The following is a 17,100-nucleotide window of genomic DNA, read 5'->3' as shown; positions in this document are numbered from 1 at the left end:
GGCTTCGGGTTCGCCCCGGCGTCGCGGCCGCCGCCGGAGGGGCCGGCCCTCTCCGTTGACTTCCCCTGCGCCGGCTCCTTAACTCCGTCCCCCGCCGCGACGGCGGGTCGGCGTTCCGCCGAATCCCGCGGGCCTCGATCCGCGGGCAAGAGACCAGGGTCAACCAAACCGGAGGATACATGGGGTCATTGCGCGTCACGGGCCACGGCCTGGACCTCGGCGAAGCCCTCAGGGGCCGGGTCGACGAGCGGATGGCGGCGACCCTGTCCAAGTATCTCGACGGGCACATGAACGACTCGAGCACCGGCCACGTCACGCTCCGGCGCGACGGCACCGCCTACCGCACCGACTGCGTGCTGCACCTCGTCTCCGGGCTCACCATCGAGGCGTCGTCCACCGCGCACGACGCCCGCGCCAGCTTCGAGCAGACCGCCGACCGGCTGGAGAAGCGCCTGCGCCGCTACAAGCACCGGCTCAAGGAGCATGCCCAAGGGCCGAACGGGGGCCCGAACGGCGCCGCGGTCGAGGCGGCCTATGCGGTCTTCGCCGCGCCGGAGGAGGACGAGGACGAGCCCGACGACGGCTCGAACCATCCGCCGATCGTGGCCGAGAGCACCAAGACCCTCAAGCGCCACTCGGTGAGCGAGGCGGTCACCGCGCTGGACCTCACCGGCGCCCCGGTGATCGTCTTCGTCCATGCTGGCACCGGCCGCATCAACGTCGTATACCGGCGCAGCGACGGCGCGATCGGCTGGGTCGACCCGCCGAGCGCCGCGGCCTGAGCCGAGGGAGCCGGAACCGGCCCGTCGGCGCGGGGATTGATGTTTTCGGGGCTGGGCCGCGCGGACAACGCGGCGCGCCCCCTCTTCATGGGGGCGGGGCCCCCATGGCTTTCGATCGGACGGGCGGTCCTTCAATGCCGATGCTGGAATTCCTCGATCCGGATTCCGTGGTGCCCTCGCTCCGCGCCCGGGCCAAGAAGCAGGTGCTGCAGGACCTCGCCGCCCAGGCCGTCCGCCGCCTGCCGGCGCTCGACGCCCGCGACGTCTACGAGACCCTGCTCCAGCGCGAGCGCCTCGGCTCCACCGGCATCGGCGACGGCGTCGCGATCCCGCACGGCAAGCTGCCGGGGCTCGACCGGCTGTTCGGGCTCGTCGCCCGCCTCGACCGCCCGGTCGACTTCGAGTCCCTTGACGGCCGCCCGGTCGACTTCGCCTTCCTGCTGCTCGCCCCCGAGGGCGCGGGCGCCGACCACTTGAAGGCGCTCGCCCAGGTCGCGCGCATCCTGCGCGAGCCGGGAATCCTCGACCGGATCCGCGCGGCCCGCGACGGGCACGCCCTCTACGCGCTGCTCACCCACACCTCGGCCTCGCAGGCCGCATGAGCGGGCCTCGCTTCCTGCGCCGGGCCGCGCTCGCGGCGTTCCTCGCCATGCCCGCGGCGGCCGCGGCGCAGCAGGGCGCGGCCGACGGCACCTGCGCCCGCGACGTGCTCGTCGCCCAATCGATGCAGCGGCAGGCGCTCGACCAGCTCGAGCAGGCCGACGGCGACGACGCCAAGGCCTGCCGGATCTGGCGCCGCCACGTGGACACCATGCGCCGCGTCGCCGGCGTCTACGGCCGCTGCCTCTCGGGCTCCGAGCGCGGCGCCCGGCTGACCCAGGTCCAGGACTCCGAGAAGGAATTCTCCGCCGCGATCAAGGCCCGCTGCCGCGGGTGATCGTGAAGGGGGGTGGAGGCCGGTTCCTATCGGCCCGGCCCCGTGCCGTCGTTTCGCTCCCGGCTCTCATCCCTGCAACCGAAGCGGCGACGCCTCTTCCCTCCCCCGTCCCCAAGTCGGGCCTGCCCGACTTGGGGACACAGGGTGCGGATCTCGGGCAAGCCCGAGATCCGTCGGGAGGAGGGAAGAGCGCGATGTTTCGCGCGCGTCCTGGTCATTGCGCACGCTGCGGCAACCGCTGCGAAATATTTCCCAAGCAAGCCGTGCGTGATCGCAAAGCTCGTCGCCGTCGTTAGCCGCCGACACGATGTTCTCGCAAAATATAAAGTGGAACGCTTCGCGCCACGAAGGAATTGAAGGGGACCAACAGTAGAGGAAACCGCCTTGCAACGCTATCTGACCGCCATCGCGCTCGTCACCCTTCTCGGTACGGGCACCGTGTCCGCACAGACCACGACGACGGGCAACCCCGCTCCGGACGCCAAGTCCAGCGAGAAGTCCGGTGGCCAGGAAGCCGTCACGCGTCCGAACACCGACCGGCCCGACGCCGGCAAGCCCGCCACCGCCAACGCGGCCGCGCATGCCAAGCTGGAGGAAGGCGCCAACAGCTTCACGGAAGCCCAGACGCACAAGCGTCTCGAGGATGCCGGCTACAAGGACGTCCGCGGCCTGATGAAGGACGACAAGGGCATCTGGCGCGGCGACGCGATGCTGAACGGCAAGCCGGTCAAGGTCGGCGTCGACTTCAAGGGCAACGTCGCCGCGCAGTGATCGCCGTCCCCGGACGGCTGAGGCGCAGGCACGCAATTCCCACGACATCCAGGATTTGACCATGGCTCAGCAAACCATCACCGCGCTCTACGACGATTACGACGCGGCCAGCACCGCGGTGTCCCGCCTCGAGGCGGCCGGCATCTCGCACGGCGACATCAGCGTCGTCAGCAACAACGAGGGCGACCGGCATGCCAGCCGGCTAGGCACGGGCGACCATGCCGAGACCGCCCACAAGGCCGAGACGGGAGCCGGGACCGGCGCCTCGCTCGGCACGGTGGTCGGCGGCGCGACCGGCCTCCTCACCGGCCTCGGCCTGCTCGCCATCCCCGGCGTCGGGCCGGTCGTGGCGGCCGGCTGGCTGGTCGCGACCCTGACGGGCGCCGGCATCGGCGCGGCCGCGGGCGGCCTCGTCGGCGCGCTCACCGGCGCCGGGATCAGCGAGAACGACGCCCACACCTACAACGAGGGCATCCGCCGCGGCGGCACCCTGGTGACGGTGCGCACGGACGACGCCCACGCCACGACGGCGATGGACATCCTCGAGCAGCACGGTTCGGTCAACGTCGACGAGCGGTCGCAGAGCTGGCGGTCCGAGGGCTGGAGTGGCCCGGCGCTGACCGCGTCCGACCCGTCCGGCGCGACGGCGAGCCAGGGCGTTCCTTCGGGCGCGGCTGCCCGCCCCGGCGTGCGCACCTACCCCGCCAAGCCGCTCTGAGCGACGCTCAGCCTTCGATCGGCCCGTCGCCTCGGCGACGGTGCCCCCGATCAGCCCTGCGATGCCCCGGCACGCAGGGCTTTTTCATGAGGTGGGGCCGGCGAGCGGCGCGGCCGGCCTACTGCAGATCGCGCAGCAGCGGCTCGGCGACCATCCGCACCGGCGCCTTCACCGGCTTGCCGCGGCCGATCAGGATCGCGACGCGCGAGCTTTCCGGGTCAGTCTCGAAGCGGGTGCGGACCCAGGCGACCAGGAACTTCAGGTATTCGGACGCCAGCAGCTTGGTCGCCGAGGGGCTGTGCCACCAATCGGCGGCGTCGAAGCCTTCGGCGATCACCGGATGGGGCACGATCCGGTCGGCGCCCTGGAGCGCGTGGTCGAGCTCGATCAGGGTCCGCGGCATGTGGTAGTTCGAGGTCACCACCGCGACGGTGCTGAAGCGGTTGTGGCGCATCCAGCGCCGGGTCTCGATGGCGTTGCCGATGGTGTTGCGCGCGCGGTAGTCGAGGTCGACGCAGCAATCGATCCAGTGGCGCTGCGTCGGGTTGAGCCGGGCGATCTCGTCGCGGCTGGTGCGTTCGTTGACGCCGGTGATCAGCAGGCGCCGGCCGTAGCCGCCGGCCAGCAGGTCGATCGCGTCGCCGATGCGCTGGGCGCCGCCGGTCAGCGCGACGATCCCGTCGGCACGGCCCTGCGGCACCCGCTCGCTGCGGTCGAGCGCGGCGACGAAGGCGAGGAAGCCGGAGAGCAGCGCGACCGCGCCGAGGCCGGCGAGGCCGAGGATCGTCAGCGCCACCGGGCCGACGGGCCGCGCGGCGGGCGCGGCCGCCGGCATCGCCCTCGGGCGGGCGTCCCAGGCCCAGCCCGTGAGCTCGGCGCCGGGGCCGGCCTGTCTCGGATCGAAGGCGCGCGCCATACGCGTGGTCATGCTCCGGGAGAATAGCGCCGATTGCGGCGGGGCGGAGGCGGCATTTGCGGACGCAAATCCTTTCCGGAGGGTTAACGCACGGCCAAGCACTTCCGATCACGGGGATTTTCGAAACCGTTCGTCTCCGATGCCCGGCGGGGCGCGGTGCCGGACCGGCCGGACGCGTGACTCAGGCCAGGAACCGCCGCACGGTCAGCCGGGAGATCACGGCGGTGACGAGCGAGGCGATGACGCCGATCGCCATCACGCTGGCATAGCCGCGCCAGCCGATGTGGAAGGCGCCGAACAAAGCCTCGACCTCGTCGCCCGCCGGCCCCGAGCGCCAGGTGCGGGCGAGCAGCCCGGCCAGCGCGAAGGCGGCGAGCGCCGCGGCCGAGCCGATGATCCCGCCGCGCAACCCCAGCCCGAAGAACCGGCGCTGGAAGGCGCGGGCGATGAAGTCGTCGTCGGCGCCGACGAAGTGGAGCACCTCCACCACCTCGCGGTTTCCGGCCATGGCGCCGCGGGTGGCGAACGCCACCGCGAGGCCGGTGGCGACCAGCACCAGCGCGACGATGCCGACGCCGATGCCGACGAAGGTGTTGGCCGCGGTCGAGAGCCGCTGCAGCCAGAGCGCATGGTCGTCGAGGCTGGCGACCCCCGGCATCGCCTCGGCGAGGCCGGCGCGCAGGTGCTTGAGGTCGGGGGACTGGTCGCCGAGCTTCAGGGTGATCAGGCGCGGTACCGGCAGGTCGGAGAGGTCGAGGCCGCTGCCGAGCCAGGGCTCGAGCAGGCGCTCGGCCTCCGCCTTGGAGAACACCCGCGTCGCGGCGATGCCGGGCTCGGCCTTGGCGATGGCGTCGGCCCGGGCGATGTCGGCGTCGAGGTCGCGGCCGGGGGCCGGGCGTACCTGGATCGTCACCTCCTGCGCCACGGTGCCCTGCCACTGGCCGGCGCTCGACGCGACGATCTCGGCCGCGCCCGCGCACAGGCCCGCGAGGAAGGTGAGGATGGCGATGACGGCGGCGAGCGAGCGGCTCGCAGCCGAATCGGTCGGGACCAGGGGCGCGTTGCGCCGCAGGGTCGGGGGCAGCGCCGGATCGACCGCGGCCCTGTCCGGGGCCGTCCTGGCGGCCTGGCTGCGTTCGCGGGTCGTGTCCATCAGCCTTCGATCCGCAGGCGGCCGTCGCCGATCACCATCCGGCGGGCATCGACCGAGTCCATGATCCCGAAATCGTGGGTGGCGATGATCACCGAGGTGCCGAGCTTGTTCAGCTCGAGGAAGAGCCGCAGCAGGCGGCGCCCGAGGCTCGGGTCGACGTTGCCGGTCGGCTCGTCGGCGAGCAGCAGGTCGGGCCGGGCGATGAGCGCCCGGGCGATGGCCGCGCGCTGCTTCTCGCCGCCCGAGAGCAGCGGCGGCAGCACGTGCATGCGCTCGCCGAGGCCGACCCAGCGCAGCAGCTCAACGACCTCGGCCCGGTAGCTGGTCTCTGCCCGGCCCTGGACGCGCAGCGGCAGCGCCACGTTCTCGTAGGTCGTGAGGTGGTCGAGCAGGCGGAAATCCTGGAACACCACGCCCATGCGGCGGCGCAGGCCGGTGAGCGACGCGCTGGAGATGCCGCTGACCTCGTTGCCGAACACCGAGACCAGCCCGCGGGTCGGGCGCACCGAGAGCAGGATCAGCCGCAGCAGCGTCGTCTTGCCGGCCCCCGACGGCCCGGTGAGGAACTGGAACGAGTGCGGCTGGATGCGGAAGCTCACGTCGGACAGCACCTCCGGCCCGAGGCCGTAGCGCATGCCGACGTTCTCGAACTGGACCACAGGCCCTTCCGCCCCGGAGAGCAGGCTTTTCGTCGTCGCCGTTTCGCGCAAGGGCCCGTTCGCTCCCGTTCCGTCCCGGTCCATGCCGTCCGCACCGGGATGACCGCCGCGCATGGCCATTTCAAGCCGGCTCCCGGCGGTTTCACCGGAGCTTAACCCTAACCGAAGACGATCGCCCAAGGGTTTTCGCCGCAGGTCCCGCCCGGCTGCCCCCGCCAACGAGCGTGCCGCGTATGCTGATCGTCTGCCCGACCTGCGCCAGCGAATATCGCATCGAGACCGCCCGCGTCGGCACCGAGGGGCGTTCGGTGCGCTGCGCCGCCTGCCGCGAGACCTGGTTCGTGTCGCCGGCCGAGGTGATCGCCGCCCACGAGGCCGAGCTGCAGGCCGCAAGCCCCGGCGCCGACGAGACGGTCTCCGAGGATGCCTGGGCCGAGGCCTCCGCCGCGGTGCGCAGCGCCGCGACGGCCGACACCATCGACAACGTTCCCGCACCGCCGCGCGGCACGCGGGCGAAGAAGGCCAAGCTCGGCTACAAGCCGCTCGGCCAGAACCAGGGCAAGGGCGGGATCGCCGGGCTGTCGCCGGCCCTGGCCGCCTGCCTGGTGGTTTTGGCCGCGATCCCGCTCGCCTGCCTCGCCCGCGTGCCGGTGGTGCAGGCGCTGCCGCAGGCGGCCGGGCTGTTCGCCCGCATCGGCCTGCCGGTGAACCTGCGCGGCCTCGAGATCCGGGACGTCGCCGCCGTCCGCACCCCGGCCGACGGCGAGAAGCCGGCCGAGCTCGCAGTCGAGGGCGACCTCGTCGGCATCGCCCGCGGCGGCGTGCCGGTGCCGCCGATCAGCGTCGTGATGCGCGACGCCGCCGCGGGCGTCGTGAGGACCTACACCATCGCCCCGCCGCGCAGCCGGCTGGCGCAGGGCGAGACCGCGCGATTCGCCGGCCGGTTTCCCGATCCGCCCGAGCAGGGCCGCGGCATCGAGGTCCGGTTCTCGGATGCGGGCAAGCCGGAGTCGGGCAGGCCGGAGACGGCCAGACCCGAGACGGCGAAAGCGGAGTAGGTCGCGGGCGACCGCGCCGCCGTCGATTTTCCGCCGGCGGGCCGTGGCCGGACGGCGCCGGAATAGGGTATGGAGGCGCATGACCACGCCCTCCCGACGCGTCCGCGTCCTCTTCGACGAAGCCACCATCGCCACGCGCAACGAGGCGTTGGCCCGCGAGATCAAGGCGGCCGCCCCGCAGAACCTGCTCGTGGTGGCGGTGCTGAAGGGCAGCTTCATGTTCGCCGCCGACCTGCTGCGGGCCCTGCACCGGGTCGGGCTGTCGCCGCAGGTCGAGTTCGTGCACCTGTCGAGCTACCGCACCGGCACGATCTCCTCCGGCCAGGTCGAGATCCTGCGCGACGTCCAGAGCGAGGTGCGCGGCCGCGACGTGCTGCTCGTCGACGACATCCTCGAATCCGGCCGCACGGTGGTCTTCGCCAAGGACCTGCTGATGGCCCGCGGCGCCTCGCGCGTCCTCACCGCGGTGCTGCTCGAGAAGCCGGGCAAGCGCGCGGTGCAGATCGACGCCGACTTCGTCGGCTTCACCTGCCCCGACGCCTTCGTCGTCGGCTACGGCATGGATGCGGCCCACGCCTTCCGCCAGCTCCCCTTCGTCGGCGTCGTCGACTACGACAGCCAAGATCCGGACCTGTTCGGCGGGGCCTGAACCGCGTTTCGGGACGCGGCATTTTCGCAACCCTCCGGCACTTCCAGGCTTTTCGTCCTCAAATGTCTTGACAGGACGGCCGATGTTTAGACGATCTCTAGACGTGTCCGGGCCGGACGGCCTTCCCTCGGTGGATCGAATACAGGCGACATGGCGCGCATCCTTCTGGTGGATGACGAAGAGACGGTTCGCGGCTTCCTCAAGCGAGGCCTCGAGATCGACGGCCATGCCGTGGTCACAGCGATCGACGGCAGCGACGGCCTCGACCGGCTGAACGAATCCGACGGCGCCTTCGACCTGATGCTCACCGACATCCGCATGCCGCTGATGGACGGCATCGCGCTGGCGCTCGCGGCCAAGCGCGACTTCCCCGACCTGACCATCCTGCTGATGACCGGCTTCGCCGACCAGCGCGAGCGCGCGCGCGGCCTCGACGCCATCGTCACCGACGTGCTGACGAAGCCGTTCTCGCTGGCGGACCTGCGCGCCACGGTGAGCCGGGCGCTCGCGGCCTGAGACGACGTTCGGTCGATCCACGAGCGATCGCACGCCTCTTCCCTCCCCCCTTAAGCGGGGGAGGGGGCAGCCCCTCCTCACACCACCAGGTTCACGATCCGCCCGGGCACGACGATGACCTTGCGGGGCGTCCGGCCTTCGAGGGCGCGCCGGACCGCCTCGTCGGCGAGCACCAGGGCCTCGACGGCCGCCGCGTCGGCGTCGCGCGGGACGGTGACGTCGGCGCGCTTCTTGCCGTTGACCTGCACCGGGAGCGCGACCGTATCCTCGACCAGCAAAGCGGGGTCGAAGCCGGGCCACGGCGCCTGCGCGACCAGCCCGTCGCGGCCGAGCACCGCCCAGCAGCTCTCGGCCAGGTGCGGCATCATCGGCGCGATCAGCTGGACCAGGATGCCGGCGGCCTCGCGGCCGGCCGCCGCCGAGGCGCCGCCGCGGAACGCGTCCTCGAGGGCGTTGGCGAGGGTGTAGACGTGGGCGACGCAGCGGTTGAAGCGCAGGCGCTCGACATCCTCGCCGAAGGCGGCGAGCGCCTTGTGCGCGGCCTTGCGCAAGGCCGCGTCGCCGCCGCCCGATCCGGTGGCCGAGACGGCGGCGTTCACCAGCCGCCACACCCGCTGCACGAAGCGGGCGGCGCCCTGCACGCCCTCCTCCGTCCAGATCACGTCGCGCTCCGGCGGCGAATCCGAGAGCATGAACCAGCGCGCGGTGTCGGCGCCGAAGGAGGCGATGATGTCGTCGGGGTCGACGACGTTCTTCTTCGACTTCGACATCTTCTCGATCGGGCCGATCGCGATGGGCGCCGAGGTTTTCACGTGGAACCCGCGTCGCTCGCCGTCTTCGGTCGAGAACCGCACCTCCGCCGGCGGCACCCAGGCGCCGGCCGCGTCCTTGTAGGTCTCGTGGACGACCATGCCCTGGGTGAACAGGCCGGCGAACGGCTCCGAGACGCCGGACCAGCCGGTCGCCTGCATCGCCCGCATGAAGAAGCGCGCGTAGAGCAGGTGCAGGATCGCGTGCTCGATGCCGCCGATATACTGGTCGACGGCGAGCCAGCGGTTCACCGCCGCCGGGTCGGTCGGCCGGTCGGCGAGCCACGGCGCGGTGAACCGGGCGTAGTACCAGGACGAGTCGACGAAGGTGTCCATCGTGTCGGTCTCGCGCCGCGCCGCAGCGCCGCAGGACGGGCACGGCACGGTGCGCCAGGCGTGGTCACGCTCCAGCGGGTTGCCGGGCTGGTCGAACGAGACCTCCTCGGGCAGCCTCACCGGCAGGTCGGCGACCGGCACCGGCACGGGGCCGCAGGCCTCGCAGTGGATGATCGGGATCGGGCAGCCCCAGTAGCGCTGGCGCGACACGCCCCAGTCGCGCAGGCGGAACTGCACCTTGCGGGCCGCGACCGGCCGGCCGGAGAGGACCTCCGCCTCCAGGCGGTTCGCCACCGCCTCGAAGGCCTCGCCCGTCGTCATGCCGTCGAGGTAGCGCGAGTTGATCATCCGCCCGTCGCCGTCGAAGGCGGTGTCGGTGATGACGAAGCTGTCCTGATCCTGGTCCTCGGGGCAGACCACGGGGGTGTTGCCGAGGCCGTACTTGTTGGCGAAGTCGAGATCGCGCTGGTCGTGCGCCGGGCAGCCGAAGACGGCGCCGGTGCCGTACTCCATCAGCACGAAGTTCGCGACGTAGACCGGCAGCGTCCAGGACGGGTCGAGCGGATGGCGCACGGTGAGCCCGGTGTCGAAGCCGAGCTTCTCCGCCGTGTCGATCGCCGCCTGCGCCGTGCCCATGCGCCGGCATTCGTCGACGAAGGCCTGCAGCGCCGGGTTCGCGCCGGACAGGGCCGCCGCCACGGGATGGTCGGCGGCGATCGCCAGGAAGCGCGCGCCGAACAGGGTGTCGGGCCGGGTGGTGTAGACCTCGATCGCCTCGCCGACCCCCTCGACCGCCGTCGCGAGGGCGAACCGGACCTGCAACCCCTGCGAGCGCCCGATCCAGTTCCGCTGCATCAGCCGGACCTTCTCCGGCCAGCGCTCGAGACCGTCGAGCGCGTCGTAGAGATCCTGCGCGAAGTCGGTGATCTTGAAGAACCACTGCGTCAGCTCGCGCTGCTCGACCGGCGCGCCCGAGCGCCAGCCGCGCCCGTCGATCACCTGCTCGTTGGCGAGCACGGTGTGGTCGACCGGGTCCCAGTTCACCTTGGCGGTGCGGCGCGTGACCAGCCCCTTGCCGAGGAAGTCGAGGAACATGCGCTGCTGGTGCTTGTAGTAGTCCGGATCGCAGGTCGCGATCTCGCGGCTCCAATCGAGCGACAGGCCCATGGATTGCAGCTGCCCGCGCATCGTCGCGATGTTGGCGTAGGTCCAGTCCCGCGGGTTGGTCTTCCGCTCGATCGCGGCGTTCTCGGCCGGCAGCCCGAAGGCGTCCCAGCCCATCGGGTGCAGCACCGCGAACCCCTTTGCCCGCTTGTAGCGCGCCACCACGTCGCCCATCGCGTAGTTCCGCACGTGGCCCATGTGGATGCGCCCCGACGGATAGGGGAACATCTCCAGCACGTAGTATTTCGGGCGGGCGTCGGCGTTGTCGGTCTCGAACAGCCGCGCCTGCGCCCAGGCCTCCTGCCAGCGCGGCTCGGAATCCTTGGCGTTGTAGCGCTCGAGGGTCTGGTGGCTGGGAGGATGGGTCATGGCGTCGTCGAAAACCGGGATCGGGCGGGGCGGACCGGGGAAGCGGCGGCGTTAGCACATTCGCGGCGGGCTCGGCCAACGGATCTGCCGGCGTGGCAATCGAGGCCGATCCATCGGCGCGTGATCCCTGTGGCGGATGCAAGCACAGATGGCTTTGCGCCGGGCGCGCGATCCCGGCATTGAGGTGCAGAATCGCCCTCACCCGCGCGGCAGCGTTGGACAGCGCCGCGGGCCCGCCCACCTTTCCCCGGCGATGGCCGGACGACCCGCCCAAAGGACTTCAATGACCGACACGCCGATCGATACGCCCCCGACCTCGGAGCCGCCGATCTCCGGCAAGCCGCCCGTCGGCGAGGCCGACGTCGCCGCGGGCCTCGCCGAGGTGCTGGCCGGGATCGCCCGGGCGAGCGAGGATTGCGCGCGGGATCCCGCCGGCATCCGCCTCATCGCCGTCTCGAAGACCGTGCCGGCCGAGGGCATCCTGCCGGCCCTCGAAGCCAGCCAGCGCCTGTTCGGCGAGAACTACGTGCAGGAATCGCGCGCCAAGTGGCCCGCGCTCAAGGACCGCTACCCGGACGTGGAGCTCCACCTCGTCGGGCCGCTGCAATCGAACAAGGCGCGCGAGGCGGTCGAGCTGTTCGACGTGATCCATTCGCTGGACCGGCTGTCCCTGGCCGCGGCGCTGGCCAAGGAGATCGCCCGCACGGGGCGCACGCCGAAGCTGCTGATCCAGGTCAACACCGGGGACGAGCCGCAGAAGGGCGGCGTCTCGCCCGACGCCCTCGACGTCCTGCTCGCCGAATGCGTCGGCACCCACGGGCTGGCGATCCAGGGGCTGATGTGCGTGCCGCCGGTGGAGGACCCGCCCTCGGCCCACTTCGCCCTGCTCGCCGCGCTCGCCCGGCGGCACAACCTGCCGATCCTCTCGATGGGCATGAGCGCCGATTACCCGGCCGCGATCCAGATGGGCGCGACCCATGTCCGGGTCGGCACGTCGATCTTCGGGGCGCGGACGCGGAAGGCCTGATCCGCGCCGGGCCGTCGCCGGCGACGGAAGGTTGCCTTGGGCGAGCCGGCGGACCCTGCGGTCGCAGGGCGAAATCCGCCGCCGTCACGGACCGCCCGGAGGCTCGCCCGGCGCGGCAAGGCCCGTGCGAAGCAGGGCGATGCCGGTGATGATCGCAAGGAAGGACGTGGTGGGGGAAGTAGGACTCGAACCTACGAAGCTTACGCAGCGGATTTACAGTCCGCCCCCTTTGCCGCTCGGGACATTCCCCCAAAGGACAGCCCATCGGGCCGCGCGGGGCCCTTATGGTGAGGGGGGGGCGGCGTGTCAACCGTGCGGCGCGGCCGGCGGCTCAGTGCCCGGCGGTGCTCGAGAAGCCGTTGATCACCACCACGCCGGCGACGATCAGGCCGAGGCCGATCAGGGCCGGGGCGTCGAGGCCCTGGCGGAACACCAGCCAGCCGACGAGCGAGATCAGGACGATGCCGACGCCCGACCAGACCGCGTAGGCGACCCCCATCGGGATCGTCCGCAGGGTGAGCGCGAGGAAGAAGAACGCGACCCCGTAGCCCGCGACCGTGATCAGCAGCGGCACCGGCCGCGAGAACCCGGCGGAGGCCTTCAGGGCGCTGGTGCCGATCACCTCGGCGACGATCGCGATCGCCAGATAGATCCAGTTCACGGCCGCTGCACTCCCGGTTCGTCGGATCGGCGGCCCATTCAGGCGTCGTCGGCCCCGAGGACGAGGCGGAGCGACCGGGCGAGCTCGTCGCGGCGATAGGGCTTGTTGAGCACCGGGAGCTCGCCGCGGCCGATGACCTGGCCCTCGTCGAGGTCGGCGACGTAGCCCGAGGTGAGCAGGACCTTGAGGCCGGGCCGCAGGCGCTGCGCCTCGGCGGCGAGCTGCGAGCCGTTCATGCCGCCGGGCATCATCACGTCCGAGAACAGGATGTCGATGCGCTGGACGTCCTTGAGATGGGCCAGCGCCTCGGCCGCGTTGCGCGCGACGACGACCTTGTAGCGCAGCTCCTCCAGGCTCTCGACGGCCATGGTGAGGACCTGCTCGTCGTCCTCGACGAGCAGCACGGTCTCGCCCTCGCCGGCGCGGCGCAGCGGCAGCACGCCGCGCTCGCCCATGCCCGTCTCCTCGCCGGCGGGGTCGGCCGAGCGCGGGAAGCGCAGGCGGAAGGTGGTGCCGCGCCCGACCTCGGATTCGATCGCGACGAAGCCCTTGGCGCTGCGGGTGAAGCCGTAGACCTGGCTCAGGCCGAGGCCGGTGCCCTTGCCGACCTCCTTGGTGGTGAAGAACGGCTCGAACACCCGCGCCATCAGGTCCGGCGCGATGCCGCTGCCGGTGTCGGACACCGCGATCTCGACATAGGCGCCCGGCGGCACCCCCTTGTCGGCGACGGCCGCGGTGTCGAGCCGGAAGTTGCGGCTGCGGACCTCGATCCGGGCGCTGCCGGTTCCCGCCTCCATCGCGTCGCGGGCGTTGACGACGAGGTTGAGGATCGCCGCCTCGAACTGGGCGGGGTCGACGCGGATCGGGTCGAGGGCGGGGTCGAGGTCGAAGGCGAGCTCGATCGCGGCGCCGGCGGCGCGCTCGGCCAGCGGCCGGAAGTCGATGAGCAGGCGGTTCGGGTTCAGCGTCTGCGGCCGCAGCATCTGCCGGCGCGAGAAGGCAAGGAGCTGCTGCGTCAGCTGCTCGCCGCGCCGGGCCGCCGTCATCGCGGCGTCGGCGAGGCGCTTGACCCGCTCGACGTTGTCGGGCTTGCGCAGGACCATGTCGAGGCCGCCGACGATGACCGTCAAGAGGTTGTTGAAGTCGTGCGCGACGCCGCCGGTGAGCTGGCCGATCGCCTCCATCTTCTGCGCCTGGCGCAGCGCCTCCTCGGTGTTGCGCTGGTCGGAGCGGTCGAGGACGATGCCGGCCATGCGGACCGGCGTGCCGTCGGCGCGGTATTCCGCCCGGCCCTTGGCCGCGATCCAGCGCACGGCCCCGTCGGGGCGCACGATCCGGTATTCGATGTCGAGCGTCCCCGCCCGCGCCGCCTGCGCGAAGGCCGCCGTCACCGCCTCACGATCCTCCGGGTGGACGTGGGCGAGGAAGGTCTGCCGGCCCCAATGCGGGAGCGGCGCGTCGTAGCCGAAGATCGCGTCGTGGCGGGCCGACCGGCGGGCGGTGTCGGTGAGGAGGTCGAGGTCCCAGGTTCCCATGCCGGCGGAATCGAGGGCGAAGGCCAGGGTCTCGCGGGCGGCCTCGACCTCGCGGGTGCGCTCGGCGACCCGCCGCTCCAGGGTCTCGTTGGCGACGCGCAGGCGCTCCTGGTCCTGTTCGCGCTCGCGGATGTGCCCGCGCGCCTGGTACTGGCGCCGCCGCACCCGCAGCGCCGAGGCGACGGCGCTGATCAGGGTCTCGGCGTTGATCGGGCGCTCCAGCAGCACGACGTTGCCGAGGCGCTCCACCATGGCCGCGCCCCGCGCCGGGCGGCGCCCCGCCTGGCGCGTCGCCAGCATGATGAACGGGAAGTCCGACCAGGGCGGCTGGCGCTCGATCCAGGCCGCGAGGGAGTCCGGGTCGACCTCGGCCAGCGCCTCCTCGGTGACGATCGCCGAGCCGGCCGAGGCCTCGAGGCCGGCGAGCCACGCGGCCCCGTCGGCGCAGACCGTGGCGGCGGTGCCGGACTTGGCCAGCAGCTGCTCCATCACCACCGCGTCGCGTCCGCGCGGCGCCAGGATGAGGACGCGGGTCTCGTCGGGGCCGGGCCGGCTCATTCCGCCGTGTCGCTGCGCAGCATCGCGACCTTGCCGCCGTAGGCGGGCAGGCCCGAGAGCACGCCCTCGAAGTCGGTCAGCGTCTCCCCAACCTGGATCCCGTTGCGGGAGAGCCTCAGCTCGCGGATCGTGCGCTCGTGCGCGTTGACCCGGCTCTTGACCGCCGAGAGCGCGGTTCGGACCTCGCCCTTGGCCTCGAAGTAGCGGAACAGGAGGATGCCGTCGCTGAGATAGCTCAGGTCGATGTCGGAGCGGACCTCGCCGATGACGCCGTGCTGCCCGAGAACCAGCAGGGTCGTGACGCCCTTCTGGTTCAGGTAGGTCAGCAGCTCGTGCATCTGCAGGATCAGGAACTGCTCGCCCGGCATCGCGTGGATGTAGGCGTTGAGGCTGTCGACGACGACGCAGGACGCGCCGTCCCGCTCCACCGCCTCGCGGACGCGGCAGGCGAACTCGCCCGGCGCCAGCTCGGCCGGATCGATCTGCGCGATGCTGAGGTCGCCGTCGGCGATGTGCGGCTGCAGGTCCATCCCAAGGATGGCCGCGCGCGCCAGCAGGGTCGCCCGGCCCTCGTCGAACAGGAAGTAGGTGGCCTTCTCGCCCCGCTCCAGGGCCGCCAGCATGCAGCGCACCGCGGTCGTGGTCTTGCCGGCCCCGGACGGCCCGAGCAGCAGCGTGTTGGTGCCGCGCACCAGCCCACCGCCGAGCAGGAGGTCGAGGCCCGGCGCGCCGGTCGTGACGGTCACCGGCGCGAAGTCGGCGTGGTGCTCGGCGGCGATCAGGCTCGGGAACACCTCGATCCCGCCGGTCTCGAGGACGAAGTCGTGGTACCCGCCCCGCGCCTTCACGCCGCGCATCTTCAGGACGCGGAGGCGGCGCCGTCCCGCGCCGAACTCGCGCGGGGTGTGCTCCAGGAGCAGGACGCCGTGCGCGATGCTGTGGAGCTGCACGTCGGTGGTGCCGTCGTCGAGCAGGAACACCGTGCAGCCCCGCGCCGCGAAGAGCTGCTTCAGCGCCAGGATCTGGCGGCGGTAGCGCAGCGGGTTCTGGGCGAGCAGCCGCAATTCGGACAGGCTGTCGAACACCACGCGGTTCGGCTGCAGCGCGTCCACCCGCTCGATGACCTCGCGGACGGTCTCGCCGAGCTCCACCTCGGAGGGGTGCAGGATCGACTGCTCGCTCTCGGGGTCGAGGCCGAGCTCGTTGACGAGCTCGTAGAGCTCGACGCCGTCGAGCGACCAGCCATGCGACGCCGCCGAGGCCCGCAGCTCCTCGGCGCTCTCCGACAAGGTGACGTAGAGGCTCTTCTCGCCGTGCGCGACGCCGTCGAGCAGGAACTGCAGGGCGAGCGTGGTCTTGCCGGCGCCGGGCGTGCCCTCGAGCAGGTAGAGCCGCCCCTTGGTCAGGCCGCCGGACAGGACGTCGTCGAGCCCGGCGATCCCGGTCGACAGGGTGTCCCGGACGTAGGGTGCGACGCGCGGTGTCTGATCAGTCGTCATCGTCATCACGCAGGGTGGATCGGGCGCTCGGCCGGCGGCCCCTGAGGGAGTGCTTTGCCTCAGGAACGGCCCTGCCTCAACGCGGCAGCCGTCGATAGGTCCCGAGACCCTCGGATGGCGGGCACCGCGGCGATCGTCCGGACCGGCGCCGGATCACGCCCGGCGTCGCGGCTGCACCTATGCCGCAGCACCATCGGGCGGCGCCGGACGTTGCCCGTGACCGGATCCCGACGATCTCCCGCAAGGCCCCCATGCTTCGACTGCTCATCGCGGACGGCAACACGCGCGACGACCGCGCCCAGCACGTCGCGGTCACCGGCCGCACCTCGGCCGAATCCTACGCCGACGTCGTCCACGCCTATCGCCCGGAGGCGCAATGCCGGCTGCTCAGCCCGGCCGACGCCGACGCCGCCCTGCCCGACGGCGCGGCGCTTACCGCCTACGACGGCGTGATCTTCACCGGCTCGCCCCTGAAGGTCGGCGAGCGCAGCCCGGCGGTGACGCGCCAGTGCGACCTGATGCGCGCGGCTCTGGAGGCCGGGCTGCCGGTGTTCGGCTCGTGCTGGGGGACGCAACTGGCCGCGGTCGTCGCCGGCGGCGACGTCGGCCCCAATCCGCGCGGGCCGGAATACGGCTTCGCCCGCCGCATCACGGCGACGGCGGAAGGCCGCGGCCACCCGCTGCTGTCGGGCCGGGGCGCGGCCTGGGACGCGCCGGCGATCCATTCGGACGCGGTGATCGCGCCGCCGCCGGGCGCGCGGGTGCTGGCCGGGAACGCGCTGCTCGACGTGCAGGCGATCGAGATCCCGCACGGCGGCGGCCTGTTCTGGGGCACGCAGTACCACCCCGAGCTCGACTTCGACGAGCTCGCGGCGATGCTGCGGGTCAGCGCCGCGGACGTGGTCGAGGCCGGCCTCGCGCCCGATGCCGCCGCGGTCTCGGCCTATGCCGCGGAGATCGCCGCGCTCCACGCGGGCGGCGCG

General features: G+C 72.2%; 17 protein-coding genes and 1 tRNA gene. 10 read left to right on the top strand and 8 right to left on the bottom strand.

Annotation, left to right across the window (positions count from 1 at the left end):
- The first annotated feature begins 179 nt into the window (after nt 1-179).
- From raiA to FV230_RS13135, 5 genes are all read left to right on the top strand, one after another.
- Nucleotides 180-782 (top strand): ribosome-associated translation inhibitor RaiA, encoded by a 603-nt coding sequence (raiA, locus tag FV230_RS13155; RefSeq protein ID WP_147729861.1) that lies wholly within the window; start codon nt 180-182, stop codon nt 780-782.
- Nucleotides 783-916: 134 nt separating this feature from the next.
- The gene (locus tag FV230_RS13150; RefSeq protein WP_147729862.1) at nt 917-1,384 is read left to right on the top strand and encodes a PTS sugar transporter subunit IIA; all 468 of its coding nucleotides are present in this window, start codon (nt 917-919) and stop codon (nt 1,382-1,384) included.
- A gap of 47 nt (nt 1,385-1,431) precedes the next feature.
- Nucleotides 1,432-1,719, top strand: coding sequence for a hypothetical protein (locus tag FV230_RS13145; protein WP_147842707.1), 288 nt, complete (start codon nt 1,432-1,434; stop codon nt 1,717-1,719).
- A 384-nt stretch (nt 1,720-2,103) separates the two neighbouring features.
- Nucleotides 2,104-2,490, top strand: coding sequence for a hypothetical protein (locus FV230_RS13140; protein ID WP_147729483.1), 387 nt, complete (start codon nt 2,104-2,106; stop codon nt 2,488-2,490).
- A gap of 61 nt (nt 2,491-2,551) precedes the next feature.
- Nucleotides 2,552-3,208: a hypothetical protein gene (locus tag FV230_RS13135; protein ID WP_147842705.1), complete on the top strand. Its 657-nt coding sequence runs from the start codon at nt 2,552-2,554 to the stop codon at nt 3,206-3,208.
- Between the two features lie 118 nt (nt 3,209-3,326).
- Here FV230_RS13135 and FV230_RS13130 read toward each other — a convergent pair whose 3' ends face one another.
- The 3 genes from FV230_RS13130 to ftsE all read right to left on the bottom strand — a co-directional run bounded on the left by FV230_RS13130 (nt 3,327) and on the right by ftsE (nt 6,020).
- The gene (locus FV230_RS13130) at nt 3,327-4,124 is read right to left on the bottom strand and encodes a YdcF family protein (protein WP_147842706.1); all 798 of its coding nucleotides are present in this window, start codon (nt 4,122-4,124) and stop codon (nt 3,327-3,329) included.
- A gap of 181 nt (nt 4,125-4,305) precedes the next feature.
- The gene (locus tag FV230_RS13125; RefSeq protein ID WP_147842704.1) at nt 4,306-5,277 is read right to left on the bottom strand and encodes an ABC transporter permease; all 972 of its coding nucleotides are present in this window, start codon (nt 5,275-5,277) and stop codon (nt 4,306-4,308) included.
- Complete coding sequence (ftsE, locus tag FV230_RS13120; RefSeq protein ID WP_147729645.1) at nt 5,277-6,020, bottom strand: cell division ATP-binding protein FtsE; 744 nt, start codon at nt 6,018-6,020, stop codon at nt 5,277-5,279. The genes FV230_RS13125 and ftsE overlap by 1 nt, the downstream gene beginning before the upstream one ends.
- Before the next feature lie 149 nt (nt 6,021-6,169).
- Between ftsE and FV230_RS13115 the strand changes: the two genes are divergently transcribed.
- The 3 genes from FV230_RS13115 (at nt 6,170) to FV230_RS13105 (ending at nt 8,159) form a co-directional block, all read left to right on the top strand.
- Nucleotides 6,170-6,994 carry a zinc-ribbon domain-containing protein gene (locus FV230_RS13115; RefSeq protein WP_147842703.1) on the top strand — a complete coding sequence of 275 codons (825 nt, stop codon included), beginning with the start codon at nt 6,170-6,172 and terminating at the stop codon, nt 6,992-6,994.
- Between the two features lie 79 nt (nt 6,995-7,073).
- Nucleotides 7,074-7,643: a hypoxanthine phosphoribosyltransferase gene (hpt, locus tag FV230_RS13110; RefSeq protein ID WP_147727220.1), complete on the top strand. Its 570-nt coding sequence runs from the start codon at nt 7,074-7,076 to the stop codon at nt 7,641-7,643.
- A gap of 150 nt (nt 7,644-7,793) precedes the next feature.
- Nucleotides 7,794-8,159, top strand: a complete 366-nt coding sequence (locus FV230_RS13105) for a response regulator (RefSeq protein WP_147727221.1) — start codon at nt 7,794-7,796, stop codon at nt 8,157-8,159.
- Nucleotides 8,160-8,236: 77 nt separating this feature from the next.
- Here FV230_RS13105 and leuS read toward each other — a convergent pair whose 3' ends face one another.
- Nucleotides 8,237-10,837: a leucine--tRNA ligase gene (gene leuS / locus FV230_RS13100; protein ID WP_147842702.1), complete on the bottom strand. Its 2,601-nt coding sequence runs from the start codon at nt 10,835-10,837 to the stop codon at nt 8,237-8,239.
- Between the two features lie 283 nt (nt 10,838-11,120).
- On the opposite strand from leuS, the gene FV230_RS13095 reads away from it, so the two are divergent.
- Nucleotides 11,121-11,864, top strand: a complete 744-nt coding sequence (locus FV230_RS13095) for a YggS family pyridoxal phosphate-dependent enzyme (protein WP_147842701.1) — start codon at nt 11,121-11,123, stop codon at nt 11,862-11,864.
- Nucleotides 11,865-12,031: 167 nt separating this feature from the next.
- Here FV230_RS13095 and FV230_RS13090 read toward each other — a convergent pair.
- The 4 genes from FV230_RS13090 to FV230_RS13075 all read right to left on the bottom strand — a co-directional run bounded on the left by FV230_RS13090 (nt 12,032) and on the right by FV230_RS13075 (nt 16,117).
- A tRNA-Tyr gene (locus FV230_RS13090) sits at nt 12,032-12,115 on the bottom strand.
- A gap of 80 nt (nt 12,116-12,195) precedes the next feature.
- Complete coding sequence (locus tag FV230_RS13085) at nt 12,196-12,525, bottom strand: multidrug efflux SMR transporter (RefSeq protein WP_147842700.1); 330 nt, start codon at nt 12,523-12,525, stop codon at nt 12,196-12,198.
- A gap of 38 nt (nt 12,526-12,563) precedes the next feature.
- Entirely contained in the window at nt 12,564-14,618 is a 2,055-nt protein-coding gene (locus tag FV230_RS13080) for an ATP-binding protein (RefSeq protein ID WP_147842699.1), read from the bottom strand.
- A complete protein-coding gene (locus FV230_RS13075) occupies nt 14,615-16,117 on the bottom strand; it encodes an ATPase domain-containing protein (protein WP_147727226.1) in 1,503 nt (500 codons plus the stop codon). The genes FV230_RS13080 and FV230_RS13075 overlap by 4 nt, the downstream gene beginning before the upstream one ends.
- 251 nt (nt 16,118-16,368) lie before the next feature.
- On the opposite strand from FV230_RS13075, the gene FV230_RS13070 reads away from it, so the two are divergent.
- Nucleotides 16,369-17,100: type 1 glutamine amidotransferase (locus FV230_RS13070; RefSeq protein WP_147842698.1), on the top strand; the 732-nt coding region annotated here is incomplete at its 3' end.

It is taken from the genome of Methylobacterium sp. WL6, from assembly GCF_008040095.1.
Classification (GTDB): domain Bacteria; phylum Pseudomonadota; class Alphaproteobacteria; order Rhizobiales; family Beijerinckiaceae; genus Methylobacterium.
The sequence above is the reverse complement of the archived record's forward strand: the minus strand, read 5'-3'. Positions and strand labels throughout refer to the sequence as shown.